Origin of the sequence: Pseudoalteromonas sp. S1608 (genome assembly GCF_005887265.1) — a bacterium.
Classification (GTDB): Bacteria; Pseudomonadota; Gammaproteobacteria; order Enterobacterales; family Alteromonadaceae; genus Pseudoalteromonas; species Pseudoalteromonas undina.
In genome coordinates, this window is record NZ_PNDK01000014.1 from 21975 (window position 1) to 47435 (window position 25461).

21 protein-coding genes and 1 riboswitch are annotated in these 25461 nt (G+C 37.5%); of the genes, 11 read left to right on the forward strand and 10 right to left on the reverse strand.

Annotated features, from left to right (window positions below):
* Positions 1 to 16: 16 nt before the first annotated feature.
* On the forward strand, positions 17 to 1615 hold the full coding sequence (locus CWB75_RS06360; protein WP_138570169.1) for a GMC family oxidoreductase: 1599 nt from the start codon (positions 17 to 19) through the stop codon (positions 1613 to 1615).
* Here the strand turns inward: CWB75_RS06360 and CWB75_RS06365 are convergent.
* The 3 genes from CWB75_RS06365 to CWB75_RS06375 all read right to left on the reverse strand — a co-directional run bounded on the left by CWB75_RS06365 (position 1607) and on the right by CWB75_RS06375 (position 3297).
* The gene (locus CWB75_RS06365; protein ID WP_138570280.1) at positions 1607 to 2416 is read right to left on the reverse strand and encodes a class I SAM-dependent methyltransferase; all 810 of its coding nucleotides are present in this window, start codon (positions 2414 to 2416) and stop codon (positions 1607 to 1609) included. The two genes, CWB75_RS06360 and CWB75_RS06365, sit on opposite strands and share 9 nt — an antisense overlap.
* A gap of 1 nt (position 2417) precedes the next feature.
* Positions 2418 to 2810 (reverse strand): hypothetical protein, encoded by a 393-nt coding sequence (locus CWB75_RS06370; protein WP_138570170.1) that lies wholly within the window; start codon positions 2808 to 2810, stop codon positions 2418 to 2420.
* Between the two features lie 67 nt (positions 2811 to 2877).
* On the reverse strand, positions 2878 to 3297 hold the full coding sequence (locus CWB75_RS06375; protein WP_138570171.1) for a DUF3429 domain-containing protein: 420 nt from the start codon (positions 3295 to 3297) through the stop codon (positions 2878 to 2880).
* Positions 3298 to 3593: 296 nt separating this feature from the next.
* On the opposite strand from CWB75_RS06375, the gene ahpC reads away from it, so the two are divergent.
* Both ahpC and ahpF read left to right on the forward strand, forming a co-directional pair.
* Positions 3594 to 4163, forward strand: coding sequence for an alkyl hydroperoxide reductase subunit C (gene ahpC / locus CWB75_RS06380; protein ID WP_008115650.1), 570 nt, complete (start codon positions 3594 to 3596; stop codon positions 4161 to 4163).
* A gap of 161 nt (positions 4164 to 4324) precedes the next feature.
* Complete coding sequence (ahpF, locus tag CWB75_RS06385) at positions 4325 to 5902, forward strand: alkyl hydroperoxide reductase subunit F (RefSeq protein WP_138570172.1); 1578 nt, start codon at positions 4325 to 4327, stop codon at positions 5900 to 5902.
* Positions 5903 to 5996: 94 nt separating this feature from the next.
* On the opposite strand, the gene CWB75_RS06390 is transcribed toward ahpF, so the two are convergent.
* From CWB75_RS06390 to CWB75_RS06405, 4 genes are all read right to left on the reverse strand, one after another.
* Positions 5997 to 6188, reverse strand: a complete 192-nt coding sequence (locus CWB75_RS06390) for a DUF3185 family protein (RefSeq protein WP_008115648.1) — start codon at positions 6186 to 6188, stop codon at positions 5997 to 5999.
* A 49-nt stretch (positions 6189 to 6237) separates the two neighbouring features.
* On the reverse strand, positions 6238 to 8262 hold the full coding sequence (locus tag CWB75_RS06395) for a hybrid sensor histidine kinase/response regulator (protein WP_138570173.1): 2025 nt from the start codon (positions 8260 to 8262) through the stop codon (positions 6238 to 6240).
* Positions 8263 to 8467: 205 nt separating this feature from the next.
* Complete coding sequence (locus tag CWB75_RS06400; RefSeq protein WP_010389213.1) at positions 8468 to 9319, reverse strand: patatin-like phospholipase family protein; 852 nt, start codon at positions 9317 to 9319, stop codon at positions 8468 to 8470.
* Between the two features lie 175 nt (positions 9320 to 9494).
* A complete protein-coding gene (locus CWB75_RS06405; protein ID WP_138570174.1) occupies positions 9495 to 10919 on the reverse strand; it encodes a sensor domain-containing diguanylate cyclase in 1425 nt (474 codons plus the stop codon).
* 223 nt (positions 10920 to 11142) lie between these two features.
* Here CWB75_RS06405 and CWB75_RS06410 point away from each other — a divergent pair, with 223 nt between their 5' ends.
* Complete coding sequence (locus tag CWB75_RS06410; protein WP_010389173.1) at positions 11143 to 12036, forward strand: cation diffusion facilitator family transporter; 894 nt, start codon at positions 11143 to 11145, stop codon at positions 12034 to 12036.
* A 41-nt stretch (positions 12037 to 12077) separates the two neighbouring features.
* On the opposite strand, the gene CWB75_RS06415 is transcribed toward CWB75_RS06410, so the two are convergent.
* Complete coding sequence (locus CWB75_RS06415; protein ID WP_138570175.1) at positions 12078 to 16577, reverse strand: EAL domain-containing protein; 4500 nt, start codon at positions 16575 to 16577, stop codon at positions 12078 to 12080.
* 159 nt (positions 16578 to 16736) lie between these two features.
* Between CWB75_RS06415 and CWB75_RS06420 the strand changes: the two genes are divergently transcribed.
* The 3 genes from CWB75_RS06420 (at position 16737) to CWB75_RS06430 (ending at position 19399) form a co-directional block, all read left to right on the forward strand.
* Positions 16737 to 17291, forward strand: a complete 555-nt coding sequence (locus CWB75_RS06420; RefSeq protein WP_054201297.1) for an isochorismatase family protein — start codon at positions 16737 to 16739, stop codon at positions 17289 to 17291.
* Between the two features lie 133 nt (positions 17292 to 17424).
* The gene (locus CWB75_RS06425) at positions 17425 to 18891 is read left to right on the forward strand and encodes a methyl-accepting chemotaxis protein (RefSeq protein ID WP_138570176.1); all 1467 of its coding nucleotides are present in this window, start codon (positions 17425 to 17427) and stop codon (positions 18889 to 18891) included.
* Positions 18875 to 19399 carry a DUF6436 domain-containing protein gene (locus tag CWB75_RS06430; RefSeq protein ID WP_010389166.1) on the forward strand — a complete coding sequence of 175 codons (525 nt, stop codon included), beginning with the start codon at positions 18875 to 18877 and terminating at the stop codon, positions 19397 to 19399. Before CWB75_RS06425 ends, CWB75_RS06430 begins: the two co-directional genes overlap by 17 nt.
* A gap of 138 nt (positions 19400 to 19537) precedes the next feature.
* Here CWB75_RS06430 and CWB75_RS06435 read toward each other — a convergent pair whose 3' ends face one another.
* Positions 19538 to 20098 carry a TMEM165/GDT1 family protein gene (locus CWB75_RS06435; RefSeq protein WP_075169947.1) on the reverse strand — a complete coding sequence of 187 codons (561 nt, stop codon included), beginning with the start codon at positions 20096 to 20098 and terminating at the stop codon, positions 19538 to 19540.
* Between the two features lie 83 nt (positions 20099 to 20181).
* A riboswitch (yybP-ykoY riboswitch) is annotated at positions 20182 to 20284 on the reverse strand.
* Between the two features lie 178 nt (positions 20285 to 20462).
* Between CWB75_RS06435 and CWB75_RS06440 the strand changes: the two genes are divergently transcribed.
* Positions 20463 to 20774: a hypothetical protein gene (locus CWB75_RS06440; RefSeq protein ID WP_075169946.1), complete on the forward strand. Its 312-nt coding sequence runs from the start codon at positions 20463 to 20465 to the stop codon at positions 20772 to 20774.
* Between the two features lie 94 nt (positions 20775 to 20868).
* Here the strand turns inward: CWB75_RS06440 and CWB75_RS06445 are convergent, their stop codons facing one another.
* The gene (locus tag CWB75_RS06445; RefSeq protein WP_138570177.1) at positions 20869 to 22494 is read right to left on the reverse strand and encodes a methyl-accepting chemotaxis protein; all 1626 of its coding nucleotides are present in this window, start codon (positions 22492 to 22494) and stop codon (positions 20869 to 20871) included.
* A 641-nt stretch (positions 22495 to 23135) separates the two neighbouring features.
* Here CWB75_RS06445 and CWB75_RS19130 point away from each other — a divergent pair.
* The 3 genes from CWB75_RS19130 to CWB75_RS06460 all read left to right on the forward strand — a co-directional run bounded on the left by CWB75_RS19130 (position 23136) and on the right by CWB75_RS06460 (position 25410).
* Positions 23136 to 23351, forward strand: a complete 216-nt coding sequence (locus CWB75_RS19130) for a cupin domain-containing protein (RefSeq protein ID WP_283234841.1) — start codon at positions 23136 to 23138, stop codon at positions 23349 to 23351.
* Between the two features lie 854 nt (positions 23352 to 24205).
* A complete protein-coding gene (locus tag CWB75_RS06455; protein ID WP_138570179.1) occupies positions 24206 to 24928 on the forward strand; it encodes a hypothetical protein in 723 nt (240 codons plus the stop codon).
* Positions 24928 to 25410 carry a hypothetical protein gene (locus CWB75_RS06460; RefSeq protein ID WP_138570180.1) on the forward strand — a complete coding sequence of 161 codons (483 nt, stop codon included), beginning with the start codon at positions 24928 to 24930 and terminating at the stop codon, positions 25408 to 25410. Before CWB75_RS06455 ends, CWB75_RS06460 begins: the two co-directional genes overlap by 1 nt.
* The last annotated feature ends 51 nt before the right edge of the window (positions 25411 to 25461 follow it).

A 25461-nucleotide genomic window follows, 5' to 3' on the forward strand; every position in this document is an offset into this window, starting at 1 on the left:
TAATTGGAGAATAAGTATGCATATCACTACATTTGATTACATTGTTGTTGGCGCAGGCAGTGCAGGCTGCGTTATCGCATCGCGATTATCTGAAAATAAAAATGTGAGTGTGTGCTTAATTGAAGCGGGCGGCAGTGATAAAGGTGCAATGGTTCAAATGCCTGCAGGGGTCGCTGCAAGCGTGCCTTATGGCATTAATAGCTGGCATTACAATACGGTACCTCAAAAAGAACTTAATAACCGCTGCGGATTTATGCCTCGTGGCAAAGTGCTTGGCGGTTCAAGTTCCATTAATGCCATGGTTTATATTCGAGGTAATAAGCAAGATTATAATAGTTGGGCTGCACTGGGCAATGAGGGCTGGGACTATGAGAGTTTATTGCCTTATTTTATTAAAGCTGAAAATAATAAAACCTTTACTGAAAGTGATGTACACGGGGTTTATGGTCCTTTGCATGTGCAGGATTTAAGCCTGCCAAGCCCAGTAAATCAGCTGTTTTTAAACGCCTGCGAACAACAAGGTGTACCGCACAATGGCGATATAAACGCAGGGCAGCAAGTGGGAGCAGGGTTATCGCAAGTGACTCAATATCAAGGTGAGCGTTGTAGCGCGGCAAAAGCGTATATAACCCCCCATTTAAATCGAAAAAACCTAACTGTGCTTAGCAAAGTACACGTTAATAAAGTGCTTTTTTGCGATAAAACCGCAACCGGAGTCTCTGTTTCTATAAACAATAAGGCCGTTGTATTGCATGCAAAAAAAGAGGTGGTTTTAAGCGCTGGCGCAATTAACTCACCGCAAATTTTAATGCTATCGGGAGTTGGCCCTAAAGAGCAACTAAAGCAGCATAATATTGAAATAGTAAACGAGCTTTCTGGTGTTGGAGAGAACCTTCATGACCACTTAACCGTTGTGCCATTGTATAAAGCTAAATACAGTAAAGGCACATTTGGTATAAGTGCGGGTGGGGCGTTTAATATTGCAAAAGGATGCGTTGATTGGTTTGCCAAACGTGAAGGGCAGCTTACTAGTAATTTTGCAGAATCACATGCCTTTATAAAGCTATTTTCCGATTCAAAAGTACCTGACGTACAGCTTGAATTTGTAATTGGGCTGGTGGATGACCATAGCCGTAAACTGCACCTAGGCCATGGTTATAGTATTCACTGTAGTATTATGCAACCTAAAAGCCGTGGCACGATTCGATTAGCCGATGCCAACCCCTTGAGTGCTCCACTTATTGCTCCTAATTATTTAAGCCACCCCGATGATTTAAACGTGATGTTAGCAGGGCTTAAAAAAACTCTGCAGATTATGCAAAGTGAAGCATTTGATGTAATTAGAGGTAATATGGTTTACCCGCTAGATGTTAACAATAATGAGCAGCTTATTGAGTATATTAGGCAAACGGCCGAGACTGAATATCACCCTGTAGGCACTTGTAAAATGGGGCAAGATCCCATGGCGGTAGTGAATAGCCAACTACAAGTACATGGCGTGAAAAATTTGCGTGTGGTTGATGCCTCAATTATGCCGCATATAATTACCGGCAACACCAATGCCTGTGTGATAGCCATTGCCGAAAAAGCAGCTGACTTAATTAAGCTAGCTTGACTTATAAAACGCTGTTAACCATTGCTGCCAGTCTTGCTCTAGTTTGATCATTTGCAGGTGTTTTTTAGCAGCAAAATGCTTGCTTTTATCCTCGTCAGCTAAAAACGGCCCTACACGACATAGCGAGCAATAATTATCGGTTAAGTAAGCAGGCAAAGTTAACAAGCTAGCCAGTTCAGGTAAGGGTTTTTCACTAAAGACATAGGTAATGCCGCTGGTGTCTTTAACGTGTTTATCACGGTCAACATTACGAATTTTATAGCCACTAAAGTGACTAATATCAAATGGCATTTGCCCCTGATATTGTGCGTTTAAATGGGTATTTAAACTGCCTTCAATATTCCATTCTCGATAAGGTTTAACATCTTTTGAAGTGATGAAACATAGCCCTGCACCTTGTGTATTTAAAGCAAACTTATTGGCGTATTTTATAAATTGATGCAGTAATGCGCGGTTAAGTACGTTCATGCTGGTATGGCGTGTATTGTGTTCAAATGCATCGCGACCAACAAACGCAGGAATAAGCGGAAATTGAAAAATAACCACATCAAAACTATGTAAATGCTGGCCGAGCGTTTGCCAACATTGTGGGTTGGTTACATCAAAGCTATTAAGTACTTCTACCTTTTGCGACTTTAAAGCATTGAGCGCATTATCTGGGTATTTTTGCTCAATAGTTGATTGGTCGTCGTAAGTGGATGCCACTAACTTTTTTGGCTTAATATGACGATAAAGCGCATTTGAAAACGATAAATCGCCATCACCTACCGTAAGTATGTTCCAGTCTGGATTTAAATACATATCAGCGTGAAGGTGTGTTTGGTTTTTCGGGCTCATCATTTTGCTGAGGTGCTTGATGCAACCTGTACATAGCTAAACGTGTTTTTAAACCCTCAATAGCAACCTGTTTTAAAATTAGGTTAAAGGTAATCAAAATAGCAAAAACAATGTGGATAGGACCATGGGTAAATCCTGCATCAGGATCAAATATAGATAAGCCAAACAATACAAACAACACAACCATTAGTATTTCAATGAGTTGATTTGAATAAAAAGAAAGACGACCTTCGCTTTTATGATCTTTTTTTATGCTAATGGCACAAAAAAAAGGGATCACTTTTATTTTAAAAGCGGCGTTTTTTTCTACAAAATTCTCACCAAGGTCAGTAAGCTGTTGGCGCAATTGGTCTATCATGGGGTGTCCTCTCAATACAGTGCGCGGATGTTACCCTATTACAGACCAATGGTTAAGTAATGGCGTGTTATTTAGGGTAAATACTCATACCAATAATTAAGATATGACACACAAACACCACAGATGTGAGCACAAAGCGCATTTTTTGGTAATCTTTGTGGTAACCCTGCCAATGAATCGACGCTTTTTCGAAAATCAGTACCAACCAAAAACTCACGCCTAACCAAGCAAGCATCCACTCAATCGGCAAAAATGATAAAAACGGTATAGGAATGACCGGCAGCACTGCTTTAATGGCATCGGCAAAGCTTTGTTGCCCTGCATGCCATAAATTACCTGCCATAAACGCTAAAATAGCGATGCTGTAAAAACTAAAAAACTCTAAATTGACACTGTTACTGCCAAACATCAATGGCCAACCCACACAGCCTAAAAACGGCAGTAAGCCTAAATAGCCTAGTTGAATGTGATTAACAAATTTTTCCATAAACGAAGTGCCTTTGAAGGTTAGGTGATGTAAACCACTTTATTGTAGCAAGGATGCGCAGTGTAATCTTATAAAATCAATATCGGATGGTTAATCACGAGTAGCTGTTAAGTTGTAACTGCTTTAACGCTTAAAAGAGAGCAGCAGATCACTTCTGGATTTTTAATCTTAAAAAGCGATTGTTTTAATCTAAACAATCAATTTTATTTAATTTCTCAATAGCCTTATTGTATTGATCAAGCCAACGCACAGGGCGTTAACTTTTTTAAATACACTAAACATAAATGAGGAATACTATGAGCACTTCATTGATTAACACAAAATTACAACCTTTCAATGCAACAGCTTACCATAATGGTGACTTTGTAGAACTCACTGAAAAAGACGTATTAGGTAAGTGGTCTATCTTTTTCTTTTACCCAGCAGATTTCACATTTGTATGCCCTACAGAGCTAGGTGACCTTGCAGATCATTATGCACAGTTACAAGAAATGGGCGTTGAAGTTTATTCAGTATCAACTGATACACACTTTACGCACAAAGCTTGGCATGACACGTCAGACACTATCGGTAAAATTACTTACCCAATGATTGGCGACCCAACAGGACGCATTACACGTAACTTTGGTGTAATGATTGAAGATGATGGTTTAGCACTTCGCGGTACATTTGTAATGAACCCAGAGGGTGAAATCAAAGTTGTTGAAACGCATGATTTAGGTATTGGTCGTAGTGCTAAAGAACTTGTTCGTAAAGTACAAGCCGCACAATACATTGCCACGCATGACGGTGAAGTATGTCCTGCATCTTGGCAGCCAGGTGAAGACACATTAGCACCTTCACTAGACCTAGTTGGTAAGATTTAAACCTTACCTTCACTAAATTTAGAGTAGTAGATAACTCTAATACCAGTGAGCCTACTTGGCTCACTGGGCACTCTTCCACGCCATCACTCTTTTCTAAAATTCGCACATGCACTGATGGCATGGGGGTTCTGCTGTTTTATTTTTCCGTAAGGGGCTAAGCCATGTTAGACAACAACATAAAGAACCAATTAAAAAGCCATTTTGAATCGCTGACTCAGCCTGTTGAGCTGCTTATCGCCTTGGATGACAGCAAAAAATCAACAGAAGTAGAAAGTTTAGCGAATGATTTAGCATCACTAAGCGATAAGTTTAGTGTAAGTAACAATCCAGATACTTCGGCACGCAGACCTTCAATGGTGGTGCATTCGCCACAAAAAAACACCCATATTACCTTTGCAGGGGTACCTATGGGTCATGAATTTACTAGTTTAGTGTTAGCGCTATTACATACGGGTGGTCACCCTAGTAAAGCCAGCCAAGAAGATATTGAACAAATACAAACACTTGAGCAAACACTCAATTTTGAAGTGTATATTAGTTTGAGCTGCCAAACCTGCCCGCAAGTGGTTCAAGCGCTAAATACAATGGCTGCTACAAATAGCAATATCAAAGCCACCATGATTGATGGTGCTCTGTTTCAAGATGAAGTAGAACAACGAAATATATTGGCTGTACCCGCTGTTTACTTAAACGGAGAGCCTTTTAGCCAAGGGGCAATGAGCCTAACCGATATTTTAAATAAAGTTGATAGCAAAGGTGCACAGCGCCAAGCCAAAGCATTGAATGAAAAATCAGTGTTTGATGTTCTTGTCGTCGGTGGTGGGCCAGCAGGTGCTTCGGCAGCTATTTATTCTGCACGTAAAGGGCTAAATACGGGGGTGGTTGCCGATCGATTTGGTGGCCAAGTAGCTGACACATTGGCCATTGAAAACTTTATTTCGGTAAAAGCAACCGAAGGGCCAAAAATGGTGGCTCAGCTTGAAGAGCATGTTAAAGAATATGATGTTGATGTAATGCACAACCAACGCGCTGCAAATCTCCAAAAAGGCAGTAATGGATATGACATTACTTTAGAAAATGGCGCAGTATTACAAGCAAAATCACTTGTGCTAGCAACCGGTGCACGCTGGCGTGAAATGAATGTACCTGGCGAGCAACAATATAAAGGCCATGGCGTTGCATACTGCCCGCATTGTGATGGCCCATTGTTTAAAGGCAAACCTGTTGCTGTAATAGGTGGCGGTAACTCAGGTATTGAAGCGGCTATTGATTTAGCCAACATTGTTGAGCATGTAACGGTGCTTGAATTTGCCGATACGTTACGTGCTGACGAAGTACTTATTCGTAAAGCAAATAGCTTAAAAAATATTACTATTATTAAAAATGCACAAACTACTGAAGTACTCGGTGATGGTAATAAAGTAATAGGCCTTAATTATACCGATCGTGTTTCTGGGGAAAGTAAGGAACTAACTTTAGCCGGTATATTTGTACAAATTGGTTTGATACCAAACACCGAATGGCTAAAAGACAGTGACCTTGAGCTTAGTCAATTTGGTGAAATACTCATTGATGCTAAAGGTGCAACGTCGTTACCAGGTATATACGGGGCGGGCGATGCGACCAATACGCCATTTAAGCAAATTATTATTGCTATGGGCGCCGGAGCAACTGCTAGCTTAGGAGCTTTTGACTACTTAATTCGCCAAACACCCGATGCAGAGCAAAATGCTGCTTAATAGTGTTTTAGCGTAAGCCTCTTGATAAAACAGCTCTCACCCATAGCTGTTTGTTCACCCAAGCCGCCCTCTCCAAAGGCGGCTTTTTTGTGTGTTATTTAAGTCGGGTAAGGCCTACTAAAATACAAACTGCGCCACCAATAAAGCCAAGCCATGCTTCTACTGGGGTTTCGCCATTGAATGCACGAGTAACTTGTGAAGCTGCAGAATCGTAAACATCATAACCCCACATACCAAGTGCTACGCCAATAACAATAAGTACAATACCAATGATTTTATTTGTCATAATGATCCTTTGTGTTTTTAGTGCAAATTAATCTGGGCGACACTCGTTGTTATAATGTGGCTACGCCCAGTCTTTTTAGTGTATTTGTAATTGCTTCTTCTATCGCTGGCAGTTTAAACGGTTTGGCTATAAACATATCCATGCCTGCTTGCTTACAGTTTAGTTTATCTTGTGAGGATGCATTAGCAGTTAACGCCACAATATAAGTTTCTTGCGAGTCACAGATACCTTGTGCCTTTAGTTGCTTGGTGGCTTCAAAACCATCCATGATAGGCATAATGCAATCCATAAAAATAAGGTCAAAATGCTTTTGTTTGCATTTTAACAGGGCATCTTGGCCGTCAATAGCAAAGTCTGATTTTATATTAAATTTATCCAGTGCTGATTCTAATACCAGGCGATTTATTTCGTTATCATCAACCACCAAAACCGAGAGCTTATTGCTATGGTTATTAATAAATTTAAGGCTAGGTTTTTGTGTTTGTTGTTTACCACGCTCAATTGGGATAGTTAAGGTAAAACATGTGCCCACGTTAACCTCACTGGTTACCTCAATTTTGCCATTCATAAAACCAACGAGCTCTTTAACTATGGCTAAGCCTAACCCGGTGCCACCTTTATTGTTGTTAGCATCAACCTCTTGGGTAAAAGGCTTAAATAATGAGTTTAAATACGTTTTACTCATGCCGCGACCCGTATCGGTTATTTTAATTGTAAGTAAAGGGCGCTTTGTATCTAATGCTAACTGTGAATCGAGCGAAACAGAACCACGCTCTGTAAATTTTAATGCGTTACTCAGTAAATTAGAGACAATTTGGCTTAATCGAGAGGTGTCGCAGTATACCCAAACATCATTAGGAATGAGGTTAGTGGCTCGTAGTTCAATGTTTTTATTGCTAAACAATACCGAATATAAAGAAACCAAATCGGTAAATACCGTTTTAAGTAGGGAGTGGTGAGGTTCCAGTTTTAATTCACCATGATTTATTTTTGAAAAGTCGAGCACTTCATTGATAATATTTAATAAAATATCAGCACTTCGCAGGGCGACTTTAATTTTTTCCGCCCGCTTGTCATAATCGTGTTCATCAATGAGTGTTGCTAACATACCCGTAATGCCATTTAACGGAGTGCGTAGCTCATGACTAATTTTTGCAAACAGCATACTTCTATCTTTTAATAGCTGTTCAGCAAGCGCTTTTTTTTGTTTTAACTCTTCGCGTAACTTTACGGCTTCAGTTATATCTTGAAAAGTACCAAATAACCGCACACATTGGCCGTTGTTAAACTCGGCCTCACCAAAGGTTGAAACCCAAATGTTCTGTTGCTTAGCGGTAACTATTTCCAGCTCTAAATGCCATTTATCACCCGTAGATATTGCCTTTTCTACCGCTTTATTAATACTGTCTCGGCTTTTACCTGCTTTATAAAATTCAATGGCTTTTTCTATATCTGGAGTATAGTGTTCTTCGGCTTGATGAATACGTCGAGTTTGTTGGCTCCAAAAAATAGTATTTTCTATTAGGTCGACTTCCCATGTACCTATATTTGCTACGTTTTCAAGCTTTAATAAAGTGTCACTATTTTTAGTGAGATTGGCTTTATCCTGATTGCGCGCCAATTCCGAGCCTAACCACTGCGCTAATAATTCAATATAATCATAGGCTTCATCGCTAAAAGGAGCGCATTCTTGAGCAGATGAAAAGTTAACAGTTCCAAATACGTCTTTGCCTATTCGTATAGGCGCACCAATGTACGCTTCTAATTGGAAATTAATATAGCATGGATGATTTGCAATACTACTTTGCGACGCATTATGAAATGCGAGTGCAGAGTTGGCCGACAAGGTATGCGTGCAATAGGTGCCGTTTAATTCAAACTCTGTACCAATTGCAAGAGAATTGTCAGGGGTGATGGCATGTAAAACAATATAAGAATCATTTTTTACGCGGCTGATAATAGCTAAGTCGAGTTGAAAAACATCGAGCCCAAAAGCAAGTAAGTCTGCAATTTTTTGATCAAAGCTTAGCTGCTGATCTGAGACTATATTATGAAAGCATCGAAGAAAATTCACAAAAACCCTTAATTTATTTGGTGTGTACACAAAATTTAATGCAAAAAACACGCCTAAATTTAATCTGTTTTTTGCAATACGACGGGGAACACATCGTTCTTTATTACATTACCCCGTTGGTTTAAAAATTAATAGCTGGAGTAAGCTGTAAATTCAAAGGTTATATCACTGTATACTTCTTATAGGTTGATTTTATAGCTTATGTTCATTTCTCACGCAACCTAGGGCTACCTAGGTAAGTTTTAGCTTCACTTATGCCCATTTGATAGCCTGAATTGAGTATAGCTAGATTTTTAGTGGTGCGGCCGACTTTAAACCCTGCTGGTGGAGCAATAATATTTATTTTGCAATCCGGTGGAGCATTATGCAAAAAATCAATACTGTCATTATATTTTTTAGAACGCAGTATGGCCGCCTCTGCAAGCGCTGGGGTATCTTTATAAAGTTGTTTGGTTAACCACGGAACTTTGTTATCTTTTTTACGATAGCCTAAAGGTTGAGAAAGGATAACTGTTATTTCTGATGCCCCCATTTCATAAGCTTTTTTTACCGGAATAGAATCTGCAACGCCGCCATCGGTCATGGCGATCCCGTTTATTGTTGGATAATCCCGATAAGCTATTGGTATAGCGCAAGAGGCTTTTAATTGCTCTACCATTTCGCTACCTGTTGCTTGTAAGTAATGAGCTTGTCCAGATTCGATTGCCGTTGCAACAATATAAAAGTCGTGAGGGGATTGCGAGAATTCGTCGGTATTTAAAGGAATTTCACGTACTGTTTCTTGCCAAAGCCAGTCTAAATCAAACAAGTGTCCACCTTTAACAAATCGTGGCAGGTTAATAAATTCAGGCCTACAGGAATAATCAGTGATTACTTTGTAGTTTCGGGTTGCTTGCTTACATAAATACGCAGCAACATTTGTAGCACCAGCTGATACACCAAAATAGCTGGTAAAAGGTTGATATCCCTGCTCTAAAAACTCATCAAGTACACCTGCGGCAAAAATACCGCGCATGGCACCGCCCTCAACCACTAATGCGTGCTGGGTATTGTTCATATTAACTTCCATCCTTTGACAATGCACTTATGCTACCAAGTGTGCTTAAACTGTGCGAGCAACTTTTTACTTTGATATGGGACTTTTTTATCATTAGTTAGAATAAGAACATATAAAAGGTTGCTGGGTATAGAAGCGATAACTTGCTCTTAAAAATTAATAATAAACATATTCGTTATTCAAAAGAACATATTTGATTTCTGCCTGCTTTTTTGGCTTTGTATAAAGCGATGTCGGCATTTTTTATTATAGTTTGCATGTTGGTGTTACCTTTTGGATAACTGGTAAAGTATCCAAAGCTCAGTGTGATATGAGGTGCAACACAAGAAAACTCATGAGTAATGTTTAACGCTTTGATTTTTTGTTGAATTAATAAAGCAAAATTATGGCATTGCTCTATATTAGAAGCTGGTAAAATTATGGCAAACTCTTCGCCTCCGTATCGAGCTGCTAAATCTCCCTCACGCTTACATAAACTGCTTAATGCGCTTGCTACTTGTTTTAATGCGTCATCCCCTTTTTGGTGACCATAATTATCGTTATAGCGTTTGAAAAAGTCGATATCACATATAATTAAGCTAACGGGTTGGTTATGCCTTGCGCAGCGTTTAATTTCACTTTTGAGTGTAGCATCAAAAAAACGGCGATTAGCAATATTAGTTAGCGCATCGGTATTCGCTAATTTATTGAGCTTTATATTGGCGTTAATTAATTGCTGTTGGGTTAACTGTAGCTTTTTTTTATAGTTAATATTTTTAAGTGCATTATTAATGATTTCGCCAACGAGCTTTATTCTAATTAAATCTATTTTGCTCCAATTACGTTTTGTTTTAACACAATCACAACCAATAAAGCCTACTAGCTCTTCATCAAAACGTAGGCCTATGCACAAAACAGATTGAATATTTTGCTCTTTAAATTCAACTTTTTCAGCGTCGGCTTTTGTTGGTAATTGTTCAATATCATTCACTTGAAATAGATGACTCTCATTCATTATTTCAAAAAAGTAGGGTAGTTCAACCTTGGGTACATTTTGTAGTCTGTCTTTGCAAGCGATAATACCCGTATTGACCCATTCGTGAGTATTGGTGATAGTTTCGTTGTCGGTGTTGAATTCAAATAAATAACTGCGGTCTGCCTTCAGTACAGTGCCAATGGCTTTAAGGGCAAAGTTAATTTGCTGGTCTATATTGTCATTTTGTATATCAATAAGTTTGGTAGAAATTTTAGAGATAATTTGATCAAAGTTATATTGTTCTGTAAGTGTACGATCTTGCTCTAAAGTGATCATAGATACAGAGTCATTAACTATTGAGTGATTAACATTTAAAAGCTGCGGCGAAAATTCACACTCTAATAAAACAGCTGTGATATTTGATGAAAATAATTGCTCAATGGTTATCACCGTATCATCATTAAAGTCGCGAAGAGTAATATTATTAAAAACATCGTTACTAACAGCGTCATCACTATTTATGTTAAGTAGTGTTTTAGCATGTTGGTTTAACGTGTAGTGATGCGTTTTATTATCATAAGCAATAACGGCTAAATTAATTAGATTAAAAATCTGCCAAATTGTATTGTTTGAGTCATGGCTCACTTGTTTCTCCGCATTAAAATATGAAAACTACCCATATTTATGAATTAATTATTATTTTTGTATCCGCTTAGTTATTTTTAGTACAGTTTTTTGTATTTTACTAAGTTTTTAGTGCGTTTATTTGGCCTACGTATTACAATTGTGATTGTATATCATTACGTATTTCCCAATTTGCTTTATTTCATGAGCTTACTTCGTTTTCAGTAAAGGCCTTTTATATTTCATGACAGAAATAACTACACATCACGCCTCCCGTCGCCGTCTATTAATTGCACTTGCAATTACCTGCTCGTTTATGGTTATTCAGCTTATAGGTGCTTATTATGCTAACTCACTGGCTGTTCTTGCTGATGCCGGCCACTTATTTGTTCATAACAGTTCGCTATTCATAGCACTTATTGCCTCAAGCTTCGCTATTCATCTGGCTAAAACTTACAACGATGGTCACCAAAAAGCTGAATTAATCGGTGGTCTGATCAACGGAATTCTCTATCTAGCCATTAGTTTACTTATTTTGTATGAGGGAGCTGAGCGCTTTATGCATCATAAAGGTGGGCATGAGTTGGTTATAAATAGTTATTTAATGTCGGTGATTGCTGCTATTGGTTTTTTATTTCATGGTGCAGCAGCATGGGTGCTGTATAAAGGCCGTAAGGCTAGTATTAATGTGTATGCGGTATTTTTACATTCGTTTTTTGATTTAATATCAACGGTCTCTACTTTTGCTGCCGGTGTACTCATTTATATAACAGGCTGGAATGTAATTGATATTTTATCGAGTATGTTAATTGCATCATTTGTATTGTTTACGGGTATTAAGGTCATTGTTAGCTGTATCAAAGGGTTGCATTCGAATAAAGCGAAGTTACCTGATGTTGCTGATATAGAAACAGAAATAACGACTATGGAGCATGTAGCAAATGTGCACAATGTGACTGTTGTTCGTAAAAATAAAAAGGTGATAGTGGGGGCTCATGTGGTGTTAAAGCAGCATTGCACTATAGAAAAACATGATGAAGAGTGTCGCTTAAAAGTAATCAAACTGCTTGCAGATAAATTTAATGTACGTAATAGTGTTCTTCAAATCGAAAGCTATGAATGCAAGCACATACATTAATGAATTAACCTAAAAGCGACTTAGTTAAGCTGTTTTTAGGTTTATATTAAATTAATAATCTTTTCAAAGCATGCAGGGCTCATTAAATCGCTAGCACTCATAGGGCGTGCGAAGTAGTAGCCCTGTAGCTTATGACAACCTATGTTCGTTAAAAAATCTAGTTGCTCCCGCGTCTCTACCCCTTCAGCAATACAATATAGCTCTAAGTTTTCAGCAAGCGAGTAAATTGTTTTAATAATCGATTCGTCACCTTTATCTATGCCGATACTATTTACAAAACTTTGGTCAATTTTTATTACGTTAATTGGAAATTGGCTCAAATAAGTGAGTGATGAATAGCCAGTACCAAAATCATCTAGAAACAGCTTAAACCCTGCAGCTTGAAGACTTTTAAGTTGTTTAGCTGCTTTGTGCTTATCTTCTAACAGCGTGTTTTCTGTAATTTCAAGACGTATTTGCTGTGGCTTGATATTGGCTTTTTCAAGTATAGCGCTCAGTCGCTGGGTTATATTAGCCTTTAAAATATGTTTTGGTGATACATTTAACGAAATATAAAACAGTGGGTTAATGCTAAGAATAGGCGCAAGCTCTGTAATTGCACGTTGCAATGCTTGCTCTGTAAGCATATCAATTAAGCCAGTTTCTTCTGCTACCGGTATAAATAAAGCCGGAGAGATTAGTTTTCCTTGGTTTTCCCAGCGCATCAATAATTCAACACCACTTATTGTTTTATCTTTTGTATTAACTACTGGCTGGTAATGGTTAAAAAACTGATTATCTTTTGCTGCGTCTTTTAAGTCATTTTCAAGGATAAGCTTTTGTTTGATTTGCTCATTCATTTTTTCATTAAAGAACTGAAATCCATTTCGACCTGCTTGTTTTGCATGCATCATAGCGATATCTGCATTACGTATTAAAGCATCTGTTGAGTTTGCATCATGGGGGTACAAGGCAATACCAATACTGGCAGATATATTAATAGAAAAGTCTTCAATAATAACTTTACTTGCCAGCTCACTACTCATTTCGTTAAGTGTATGCTGCAGTGAAGACATAGAGGTAATGTTCTCGATTAATACTAAAAATTCATCACCACTTTGACGGCCAAAGGTCGCATGGTCGCCCAGATATGAGCCAACTCGCTCGGTAATGTTGCACAGTAATTTATCGCCCACGGCATGTCCAAACGAATCATTTACAGGTTTGAACTTATCTAAATCTATAAATATAACCGCACATTGCAAGTCGTTTTTAGCGGCTTTTGTAATGGCATTTTCAATTTTTTGATTCATTAAACTACGATTAGGTAGCCCGGTTAACGCATCATAGTTGGCCAAATAACGTAGCTCATTCTCAGCACGCTTTTGTTCGGTTAAATCTGTTATAACAATAACATAATAGCCAACTTTACCTTCTTCATTAGCGACAGCTGTGGCACTTAAATGAATAGGATGCTGCTGTGCTTTTGTAGTATTAACATAGGCATTTGTTCGCCAATTCTCTTTGGGTTGCAGTGCCTTTAATGTGGCTGCAAACTCTTTACATTTGGTTTGCCCAATGGCTTTAACAAATAGCTCTGAGGTAACAGCTCCCTCATCACCATCATCAGAAAATACCTCCATAAAGCTATTATTAGCTGAAAAAGGCATTAGATTTTCGTCTAGGATAAGTAAAAAGTCATTGATTTGGCTAAATGCTTCACCGAGTATTTTTGCTTGCTGTTCGTTTGCTAACTGCTCAGTAATGTTAGTAAAAATACCAGATACATACTCAGGCTTTTTAGTGTCTTGATTATAAATAATTTGCCCTAAGTCATGAAACCACAACCAATGACCATCTTTGTGGCGTAACCGGTAAGTCGCTTGCCAGTCTTGCGACTGAGTCTGTTTTATAAATGTATCCCACTTGCTTTGTATTCTGCGGCGCTCATCAGGATGCATAATATTAAAAAAGCTTTGTATATCAATGCGCTCAGGCAAGTCTTCAAAGCCTAACTCCATACCTCTAGCTGTGTTTACAGTATTGTCTGCAAAGCTATAGTTCCAAACACCACTTTTATTGCTTTTTAGTGCGAGCTCAGTTTGAGTTTTAGAGTGAATAGCTGCACGGTGGGCGCGCTCAATTGCTATTTTACGGCTACGGTATTGCCAAAAAAATAAAAACAGAATTATGGTCACAGCAAGGAAGTAGCATGCATAAGCGAGAGGAGACTGCCAAGGTGCATAGGCGACGCTAAATTTAAGCCTTACAGGTTCGCTAGTAACGACTCCATTACGCTGCTGAGTTGATACTGATAATACATAATCACCAGGTTGTAATTTAGTAAAAAACACCTGGTTAGATTTTAAATCGTTATAGCTCAATGATGAGGGGCCAGTAAGCTCTACTCGGTAGAAGGTCTTACTTATATTTTTATAGTCAAAATTAGAAAACCGAACCGTTAACCCCATATCATCATGCTTTAGTTTTAACGGTTCATTACGATATTTTTCAGGTGTATAATTGAGCGTCTCTGAAAATAAATTGATATTGGTAATTGCTAACTTGCTTTGGGTGTTTTGTTGTTTACTCTTAAATTGATCGGGGTCAAACTGAAGTACACCGCTACGATTACCAAACACGAGTTCATTATTTTGCAATTTAAGTGCTGCAAGTGCAGTAAAATGATTGCTACTTAGGCCATCTTTTATTGTATAAGTTGTTACGTTTAATGAATCTAAATTAAGTTTATACAGTCCGTTGTCAGAACTAACCCATAAAAAATCATTATCATCGGCAATAAGCTCAAAAATAGAGTTAGTATTTAATGAATTGTTTTTATTAAAAGTATGAACTTGCTCGTATGTTTCAGCGTTAACGGCAATTAAGCCTTCTTGTGTTGTAGCTAACCACAGTAGTTTTCGTTTTGCATCGTAGTAATAATTCTCGACCGTATGGTACAGGTTCTTTTTTGCCGTTTTAGATTTAAAAATAGCAGTTAAAGTGCCCGTTGCTTCGTTATACCTATAAAAAGTATCAGAGGTACTTAAAAGTAGCTCGCCAGGGAACATCGCTGAAGGGGTATGGAATGCGTAAGCTTGTAAGGGCGATACAAGCTCTTTTAAGCCTTTTATAACCCTATTTTCACCAGAGTTACCGTCAAATATATAAAAGTTATCATTATTGATATAAGCAAACTTATCGGGCGCTACCTGAGTAATACCAAATAAATAGTCAGTATTTAGATTATGCTCGGTGATAAATTTGTTTTGTTCAAATGTTCCCGTTTCTTTGTTAAAAAGCTCGAGTCCAAAAAAAGTAGCTAGCCAAAGATAGTTCTCACCTTTATTGTTGGCAGGAAAAATATCACCAATTGCAGATAAACCATAAGCTGCTTTGTTATCTTTAGATTGTAAAAATAAATCACTCGTTTTCGTTTTTGAGTTATAACGAACAAGTCCATCGTCAGTGCCTATCCAGAGCAATTGCTGCATATCTTGATATATAACATTTACAATATTATTTTCAGGCAGTGTAATTCTTTTAAACTTCTTAGTTTGTGCTGCCCACGTTAATACCCCGTGAGTTCGTGAGCCAAGCCATAACAAACCGGATTCATCAAACATAATATCGTTGATGGTGTTTTCTGTAATGTTGTAGCTACTATCTTTGAAGTTTAAAATAGCAGTGAGCTTTAAGGTTGCTCTATCAAACTCAAATAAACCATTTTCTGTAGCAATAAACTCACCATAGGGTGTGTTTACATAATCCCAAATATTATAGTCACTAATAAGTGTTGATACTGCAGTAGGGTTTATATTTTTATTTTCATCATAAGCAATCCGATACATTCCCTCAACCGTACCAACCATCAACCCAAATTCTTGGTCTACTGATAAAAATTTTACGTTGTTACTATCGTTAGTAACTTTTTGTGTGTCGCTAAGTGTTGTTTGTTGGAGTTCGTTATTGCTAAAACTGTAGTTATACAGGCCCTGATCGGAACCTATATATAAGGTGTTTTGATAAAGTGACAATGCACGGATAAACATATTTTCATCAGGCAAAGATGCGACGAGTGTTAATTGTTTTGATTTTTTATCAAACCGGTATACGTGCGAATCAATAGAAAAATAAAAGTGTGTAAGCTCCTCAACCACTGCAATAACGGGAGAGTATTTTTCTTGGTCTTGGTTTAAATGACCTGAGTATATTTGTTTAGCCTTTAAGCTACTTGGATCAATTAAATAGCTACCTGCAAGTTGTGTGCTTACAAGTATGCTACCGTTATTGGTTTTGTACATATTAATAATGTAGTTGTTTTTTAAATCTGTTTGGTTTTCGTAAGGCGTAACTTGATAGCCGTCGAACCGAAATAGCCCCTGTGTAGTTGCAATCCACACATAGCCAATATCATCTTGGACAGATTTTACAACAAAGCTTTGCGCCAATTGTTCGTTTTTGGATACGCGTTGTAATTGTTCAGAGTAAGTTTGTGAGGCAAAGCTCTGCTGCATGCAAACTAATAAAAATATGTAAACAACGAAGAAAAACTTACTCAAAAGCACTTACCTTTTTTAATTGCCAAGGTTGGTATTTAGAATTGCTGTAATATAACATGAGTTTAATTTAAAAATTACAAAAAGCACTATGAGTGTGAATTAATTGTTGCCCGCTTGTGGGTGTTAAAAGTCAATTTAACTAAAATGAAAGGACTACAAATGAATTTTAGAGAAAATATCAACTCAGAGCACAGCGTACTTTTAGTAATCGACTTACAAAGCAAACTAGCACCAGCTATATCTTCATTTAATACGACCTTAGAGTGTGCTTTACAGCTTGCAAATGCAAGTGCTATTCATCAAATTCCTTCAATAATTACAGAGCATTATAAAAAAGGACTAGGTGAAAGTGATGAGAAAATTAAGCAAGCTTTACCAAACGCGCAATATATCGAAAAAATAAATTTTAGTGCCTGCGCCGAAGAGGGGTTTTTAGATACTCTTTCGCAATTACAGCGCCCTCATGTGGTTGTTATTGGTACAGAAGCACATGTTTGTGTATTACAAACCTGTTTAGATTTACTACAACAAGGTTATGCAGTAACTGTTGCTACAGATGCAATAGCCTCAAGAAATGCAGATCATAAAGCCATTGCGGTTGAGCAGCTTCGTCAAGCCGGTGCAGTAGTATCATGTGCAGAGACAATAATATTTCAATGGACAAAAAAAGCAGGGACGTCTACTTTTAAACAAATACTATCAATTGTTAAGTAGCGCATTAAAAACATTTTTAAATCAACCTGAATTAGTAATGCTGGGCTTGATTTAAAATAAAAAATTGCGAGTTGTTAAAGGTTATATTAGCAATAAGCGTGTTTAATTTATTACAAAATTAATTAAGGTTTTTATGTCTAGTGTGAGCCGATTGTTTACAATCATATTCTGTTTATTGTTTGTCGAGTCTATTGGTATAGGCCTTTATTTTGATACATTAACAGAGGCGTTTTTGGTCGGCTTGCCCCTGTGCTTGCTCCCTATATGGTTATTAAAAACCCAACCTGAGAATAAAATTACACCGCACGTGGTAGCTGCCGCTATTATGATGTTTTCATTTTTGCATATTCAGCAAGCTTATGGGCTTATTGAAGTGCATTTTGAAATATTTATTTTCTTAGCCATGTTAATAATGTTTGTTGAGTGGCGAGTATTTATTACGGCGATTGTATTTGTTGCTGTTCATCATTTATCTTTTTACTATTTACAAACGCAAAACACGGGGTTTTATGTATTTGATCCCGACCGACTCGCTTTTTCAACTGTGCTTATTCACGCAGCTTATGCCATTGTAGAAGCCCTTGTTGCTGGTTTTATTGCAGTAACATTACAACGCGAACGTCGTGCAGGTTTGTCGTTAAGCCATGCCACAGAGCAAATAATGCAAGATCCAGAGCAAGTAAAGCTCTCAATGCGAGCTGATGATACCAATAGCAGTGCAGTAGTAGGCTTTAATACGCTACTAGAATACTTGTCGGATGTTATAAAACAGGTTCAAACTCAATCCGATTCATTAAAAAATAATTCTCAAGAACTTATTAATGTGCATGATGAGTTGGCAGACAGTGCTAAGCACCGAAATATACAAACCGATGATATTGCCAATTCAGGTTCACAAGTAGCCCACGGTTTTAAACTGGTTGAGCAAGAGAGTGATATTTTAAAGCAGCAAGTTAGCAATATCACCGATTCTGCTCATGTAGCTTTGCAAGAAGTATTACAAACAGACAGTAAGAGCAAGGAGTTGCTCACATTACTAACCAATACAGAAGAGCAGCTAAGTCATTTGGTGGCAGCTGGTGATGTAATTACAGGTTTGTTGAATGAAATATCAGGTATAGCGGATCAAACTAACTTGCTAGCACTCAATGCTGCAATTGAAGCAGCCAGAGCGGGCGAGCATGGTCGTGGTTTTGCTGTCGTTGCAGATGAGGTTCGTTCTTTAGCGAATAACAGCCAGAAAACAACAGCAAAAATAGCATCTACGTTAACAGATTTAGTGAATAACAGCCGCACTTCAACACAATCTATGAATCAATGTGTTGATTTTGTTGTAGATCTTACGAAAATTAGTGCCACTATGAAAGAGAATATCTCGTCAATGAGCGAGCAGATACAGGCTGTATCCACAAGCTCTAATTCGGTTGCACAAGTAGTTGCTGAGCAGGCAGGCAATACCGAGCAAATTGCAATAAGCACAGATCAAATGCGTCAACGCCAACATGAAGATGGAAAAATTGTTGATCAACTTACCGCCAAGGTACAAATGATTGATGTTAGTATTGATGTGTTAGAGCAAAGCATTGCAAAATTTAACTAATAAGCGCTATTTTATTGTTGCTTTAATTGGTGTGTGGCTTGTCGTTGTTGTGTCGGGTTTAGTGTATTTTCAACTTGGCCAATTAAAGCCTTTTGATGAAAATAAAATGCTGGAACGACACAATTGGTTTTCGCAATTTAAAGAACAGGTGGTTTGGCAAAACAAAGATAGTGCTCAACTACTTATTATTACAGAAGATAAATGTGGATGTACTATACAAGCTAAACCACACCTATCATCTTTACAGCGGTTTGCGAAAAATCAGGGCGTTGAGGTACAAACATTTAAACTCAATAGCCAACTAAAGTCAGTGGTTCCGGCTACACCAGCCGCGGTTTTAATTGATAAAAATGGTGAGTTTGTTTATGCAGGGCCTTTATCTGAAGGGCTGGCATGCTCTCAAGGTAGCGGGTTTGTAGAGATCATGATAAGTAATCTACAAGCTGGTTTTAACTCATCATTGTTAATTGCCGATACAAAAGGGTGTTATTGCATTAACCGAGCATAATAGCTCGCTTATTTCTATTTATGATATGTGCTAATGCTTTTTTAACGCTTACCTACTTTAGGTAAGCGTTTTTTGTTGTAAATGACTTAACCTGAACGCTGGCTAAAAGACTTATTATCCAAAATTCAGGTTACTTAATTACATAATGGTTACTAAGCCATAAACACCAAGTAATACAAACACAGTGGCGGCTATCGCTCTAACGGTATTTAATGGAATTCTTTTTAGTAGCGCCTTACCGGCATAAATAATCGGGACATTGGCGATTAGCATACCAAGGGTTGTACCAATTGTTACCCATAAAACAGATTGATATTGTGCACCCAATAATACAGTCGCTATTTGTGTTTTGTCGCCAATTTCAGCAATAAAAAATAAGATTAAGGCTACTAAAAATGCACCATAGCGGTCGTATTTATGGCTCACTTCTTCATCTTTATCTGGAATAAGTAGCCACAGCCCTACCACAATAAAGCTTATATTAACTATCCAAGGTAAGTATTCCACGGCAAAGTTTCCGCTCAGCCAATCACCAAACCAGGCAGATAAACCATGATTAATAATAGTAGCAGCGAGAATGCCTAAAATAAGTGCAATTTTATTATGAAAGCGAGCAGCTAATAGTAAAGATAAAAGCTGGGTTTTATCGCCTATTTCAGCAAGGGCAACAGTGACGGTAGAGGTTAAAAAAATATCCATTAATATAATCTTCAGGCGGGAATACTAAACCAAGGCAAACAGCTATCTCCCGCCATGAGGATAGTGTCTACCTAGGTCTCGCCGATAACGCTTGCTACAACATTACAAACTTACCATGCACATGAGGTGCAATTATGTTGATAAGTTTACTCATTACTGAGCGGGCTACTCCCCTAAGAGGGCAGCGATTATTCCACAAAGTTTAAAGCAGGTAAATATATGCGGGTAACTTTTAAATTTAAAAGGTGGCTTTGTGGCGTTAGTGCACAAATAAACTTGCTTTGAGCTATCAAGTCAGCTGTAATAATAAACAGAAGGAAGTTGAACAATTTGAAATTATATGCACGTGTAAAGGAATTTAAATATGCAATCAACTGTCGTTAAATCAACAATGGCAACCATTCAAAATGGAGTTATGAAAGCGGACGGAAAGTTTTGGATTACGCAAACCGACTTAAATTTTGAACCTTTTAATGAAAAGTTAGGGTTAGAACCATATACAATTGCCCGTGATACAATTTTAAAAGTGGTTGAATGTAAAGGTAAGGGCGCAGGCCTTATTCCAATAACGGCTGATGCGATAGAGGTTTTCACGCAAGATGGCAGCTCATATCAGTTTATACTTTCAAACCCCAGTGATTGGATAACTATATTGTCTAATAAAACTAGCGCTTAAAGTAACCAATATGCCATCATTTAATCATTTAAATGATGGCATATAAGGTTTTTATTTAAAGTATAAGCGCTAATATGCCTCAAAATTAAAGCAACTAAACTTTAAATACATTAACTTGTCCTTGTAGCATTGCCGCAAGCTGTGCGAGTTCTTGCGAAGCTTGAGCATTTTGTTGTGAGCTTTCGCTAACAGAAGTAATACTCGCGCTAAACTCATTAATATTGCTGCTTAGTTCATTTGCGACCATTTTTTGCTCCTGAGTTGCGGTTGATATTTGAGTATTCATATCTGCAATTTCGGTAACTTCTTGGTTAATTTCGCTGAGTACCTGTGAAGAATAATTAGCGTGGTCAACACTCTCTTTAGCGCTGCTTTCAGCGTTACCCATCGCATTAACAGCTTGCTGAGCCATGCCTTGTAGTTTTGTGATCATTTCATTAATGCTAGCGGTTGCTTTTTGAGTATTGTGGGCAAGTTGTCTTACCTCATCGGCTACAACGGCAAAACCTCGACCTGAGTCGCCAGCTCTTGCTGCTTCAATGGCTGCGTTTAAGGCTAACAAGTTAGTTTGCTCAGCAACACTTTGGATCATCATCACAACTTGGTTTATATCATTGGTTTGTGTATTTAGATCTGTAATAAGCTGCGTATTTGTATTAACCAAAGTTGAAAGTGTATTTATTGACTCGATATTATCAGCAACAGCTTGCTGACCTTGGCCTGCTTTTATGTCAGCACTTGTGGCTTTATCAGAGGTTATTTGCGCGTTTTGAGCAACTTGTTCTATTGCACTACTCATTTGGGTAATTGCAGTTGCAATCATAGCTGATTGTTGCTCTTGCTGGGTTGCTGTACTGGCTACTTGAATACTAATAGAGTTCATTTCTTCAGCTGCCGAAGCAAGCGTTAGTGTTGCGCCTGCCATATCTTTTACTAAATCTTGGATCCGAAGTAACATATCATTAAAGTTAGATGCGGTATCTGCAATCTCATCTTTACCCTGAACCTTAGCACGAGCTGTTAAATCAGCATTGGTTGCAATATCCGTTATGGTATCGCGTAATGACATTAATGGGTTTTGTATCGAGCAGTAAATAAAGTAGGCAACAATCAGTAGAAGTAAAATTAATATCGCGATTGTCACACTCATTATAAATTTTATAAATTGATAATTTTCATCAGCTTTAACTCTAAAGTCACTCGCTTCTTTAAGCTGCAAATCAATCAAAGCCTGGTAACTTGCACTAAGCGGATCAAAGAGTTGGTAAAGCTCATAAACAAATTGATTTTGTGGTAGTGATAAAAATTCACCACTATTAATACTTACAATTAAATTATTCAAATGCACGAGCACAGGCTTTAGTTTATTTTCAACGTTATCTACCAAGCGCTTTTCTTCAGCTGTTAACTGTGTGCTTAAGTAAGCTTTCCATTCATTATCAGCCGTATTTCTAGCCTGATTAATATTTGCTAAGAGCTCTGACTTGGTAATAGAGTCAGCACGATACTTGTGAAGTAAATCAACAATATTTACAGCGTAATTATCTGACACATGTTTAATTTGTTTAAGTGGTACGACACGGTCGTCGTATAAACTATCAATCCCTGCTACTAACCTTCCCATTGTGTTTATTGAAAAAAACGATGTAATTAAAAAAATCATAATTGGTAGCAATGCAAGCACTGCTAAACGGGTACGCACAGAATAATTGTTTAACATAGTTGTCCAAAATTACAGCAATAATAAAAAAGTATAATCTGGAAAAAAAATTTTACTGAATTTTTATAAAAAATTATTTAGCTTAATAACTCTTATGTGTTTTAAGTTATTAACGACTGGTCATCTAAAAAGGCTTTTACTCGCATAGTCCAATCAATTTTAATTATTGTTACTGTAAATAGAAGGAAAGGTAAGCTTGCCATTGTTTGATAGATGCCAAGCAAATTTTGTTGTGATTGAAGTGCCGCTTAGAGCGATAACCGATTTTTCAGGTGAGCCGTCATTAACCGAGTAAGAATAAGGGGAAACTTTCCTGTTTTTTACATATTTATATAAACTACAGAAAGCATAATGTTTATATTTGGCAATAGCTTACAATATTTGCTATTAATATAAGTTCATAAAATAAGGACTTTTTGCGCCACTATAGGGAAAGTACCCTCTGATAAAGTTGTTATGGCGCTCAGTTGAACTTTGGAAAATAATCAAAAAGGAATTCGGAAAAGATGATACGTAATTTCTACACTTGCGATAAAGAAGTCGACGAAAATAGCCATGATGGACAAGGTTCAATAGACATCTATCGTGCATTCAGACGTAAAGATTTCGATGGTGCTTGGGATTTTGCCATCCGTGTCGTTATGCCACCTGGAAGTTCTATGGGAGAGCATTCTCACGGAGATGACGAAGAAATGTACATTATTTTGAAAGGTGAAGGCACTATGACCATTGAAGGAGAGGACAGAAAAGTGGCCTCAGGAGATATGATAGTTAATAAACGTTTTGGCACCCATGGTTTGGTTAATACATCGGACCATGAAATTGAGTTACTGATAATCCAAGCAAGTCTAAAGTAAATCGCTATAACAAAGCGTTAAGGCGGATTCACAACACTTGGCGATCTCAGTTCAAGTTTAATTTAGTGTTTAAGATATAGTGGGTTAGGTATGGTGGTTAGCGTTCTTCACCACTTAACGCAGCGTTAGGCAGACAATCCAAAAAAATGAGTAATTAATGACTCAAAGACTAACAATTGTTTATCAACTTACTTCATGGGGTTGCACTGTATTAGCTTGGACCAACGGCGCTATTCTTTTGTGGGATGGCTTTGCTAATGCGGAGTATCGGGTCCTCACTTTCGCGGTCGCACTACTTTTTGGAGTGATCGGTGGCACCGTTCTTGGGGTGGAAAGAAGTTTGAGTCAAATCTACCGATGTTCCGATAAGACCTCCGAAGAGCAGGCGGGGTCAAAAACTACCAGAGCTTGGACATTGCTCTATGTGTGTCTTGTTTTCGGAGTGCTTCTCATAGGTGTGGTAATGGGAATAGGCTTGGTCGCGATCGTCGAAAGGTTGCAAACTGGATTCCATATCTTCGGATGAGCACTAATACAGATGTGTTCGATGTAGACTTCCCAGCTTTCACTAGACACCAGCTTATAATCTTAAAGTACAAAACGGGAGTAAACTTCCGTTTCTAGTGCTTCAAAGGTAGTTATCGAAATATATTCTGTTTTTGAAAGCGTTAACCGGACGGTAACCTTTTTATATCAAATGCATTTAAGATTTTCCTGACTTGAACTAACTACTGTATTGTAAATAGTAATTTTGCTCCTGTATAAGGAACGATATGAGTATCGTGAGATAAGGTTTACTTAGCTACTTTATGTTAATGTAAATAAGGTAATAATTAACTTTTAAGGTTGAAGTAATGGAATATAACAATCTATCCAAGCTTGTAAAAAAAGTTCTCAAAACAGATCAAAGTGGTAATACAACAATGCCCTCAAGACGCGAAATGACAAGCAAAATTTTTGCGTTTATTATGCTTATTCCTGGAATTATTAGCATCGTGATGACCGTTGCAAGCGAAGGAGGGGAAAGTATTTTCTTCGCGACTTCGGCAAGCTTCTTTTTAGGAGTATCTATATTGCTTTTTGGTCAAAAGAGCCGCTTAGAGTTTAACGGGACAGAAAAACAGCTTAATTTAAAAACCGCATTATGGGGTTACTTTCAAAGAAGTAAAGTTATTACATCGTTTGATACACTATCATTTGAATTAAGTAGTATAGGCGCGCAAGGCCCTTATCAAATTAAGTTTGTTGATCAGTTATATGAATTTAATCAGTATACAGATGCTAAGATGTTCATTTCGTTTTTATATAAAAAATATAATATTATTGCTGCTGAAACAATATCGGATTGGCCAAATAAAACGCCGATAAGGTTTGCTCAAAGCGAATTAGATATTTCACCACAAATTGCTCATGATAGTACAAAAGCTAATTCAAACTCTCATCTGGAAGATGTAGATTTTAATAGAGAGGATCTTGTTTTCATTGAAATATGGGATCGCAAATCGCTAATAAAACTATCCCTTCCATTTTTTGTTTTTACAGCCATTGCCGGCTTAGTTAAATACGGAGTGCTGTAATGTATTTTAAAGAACTATCTAGTGAGCTAGCTATTTATCGACAACCAAGGTTAACTAGATTATTGCTAGTTTTGTTGTGTGGTTTCTTTTTATTTATCGGACTAATTAATGTGTTTAATTCTGATGAAGCAAAATCATTACCGATATGGGTATCTGGGTTTATATGCTGGTTAGGGTGGAGTGGCTCGTTTGGTGGCTATCTATGTCGTTTTGATCTCGCAAAACAAACCTTGGAATTAAAGTCTAGTAGTTTATATACTATTTTTAAACGTGTTTATAAATTATCAGATATTAAAGGTTTTAAAGCTATACCAAGAAAAGGCTACACACATAACTATAGATTATATGCAGTGTTAACTGATAATACTCACGTTGCTTTCGCAAGCTACAAAGGACGAGGATTTGCAGTTAAGGAGTGTATAAAAATGGCTGACTTTGTCAGTAAGCCTTATCAAATCAATATTGATACAGCTCCATTATAATTTTATGAGAACTAAGTAGCGCGGATTAACATATTTTTTAGAAACCAATGC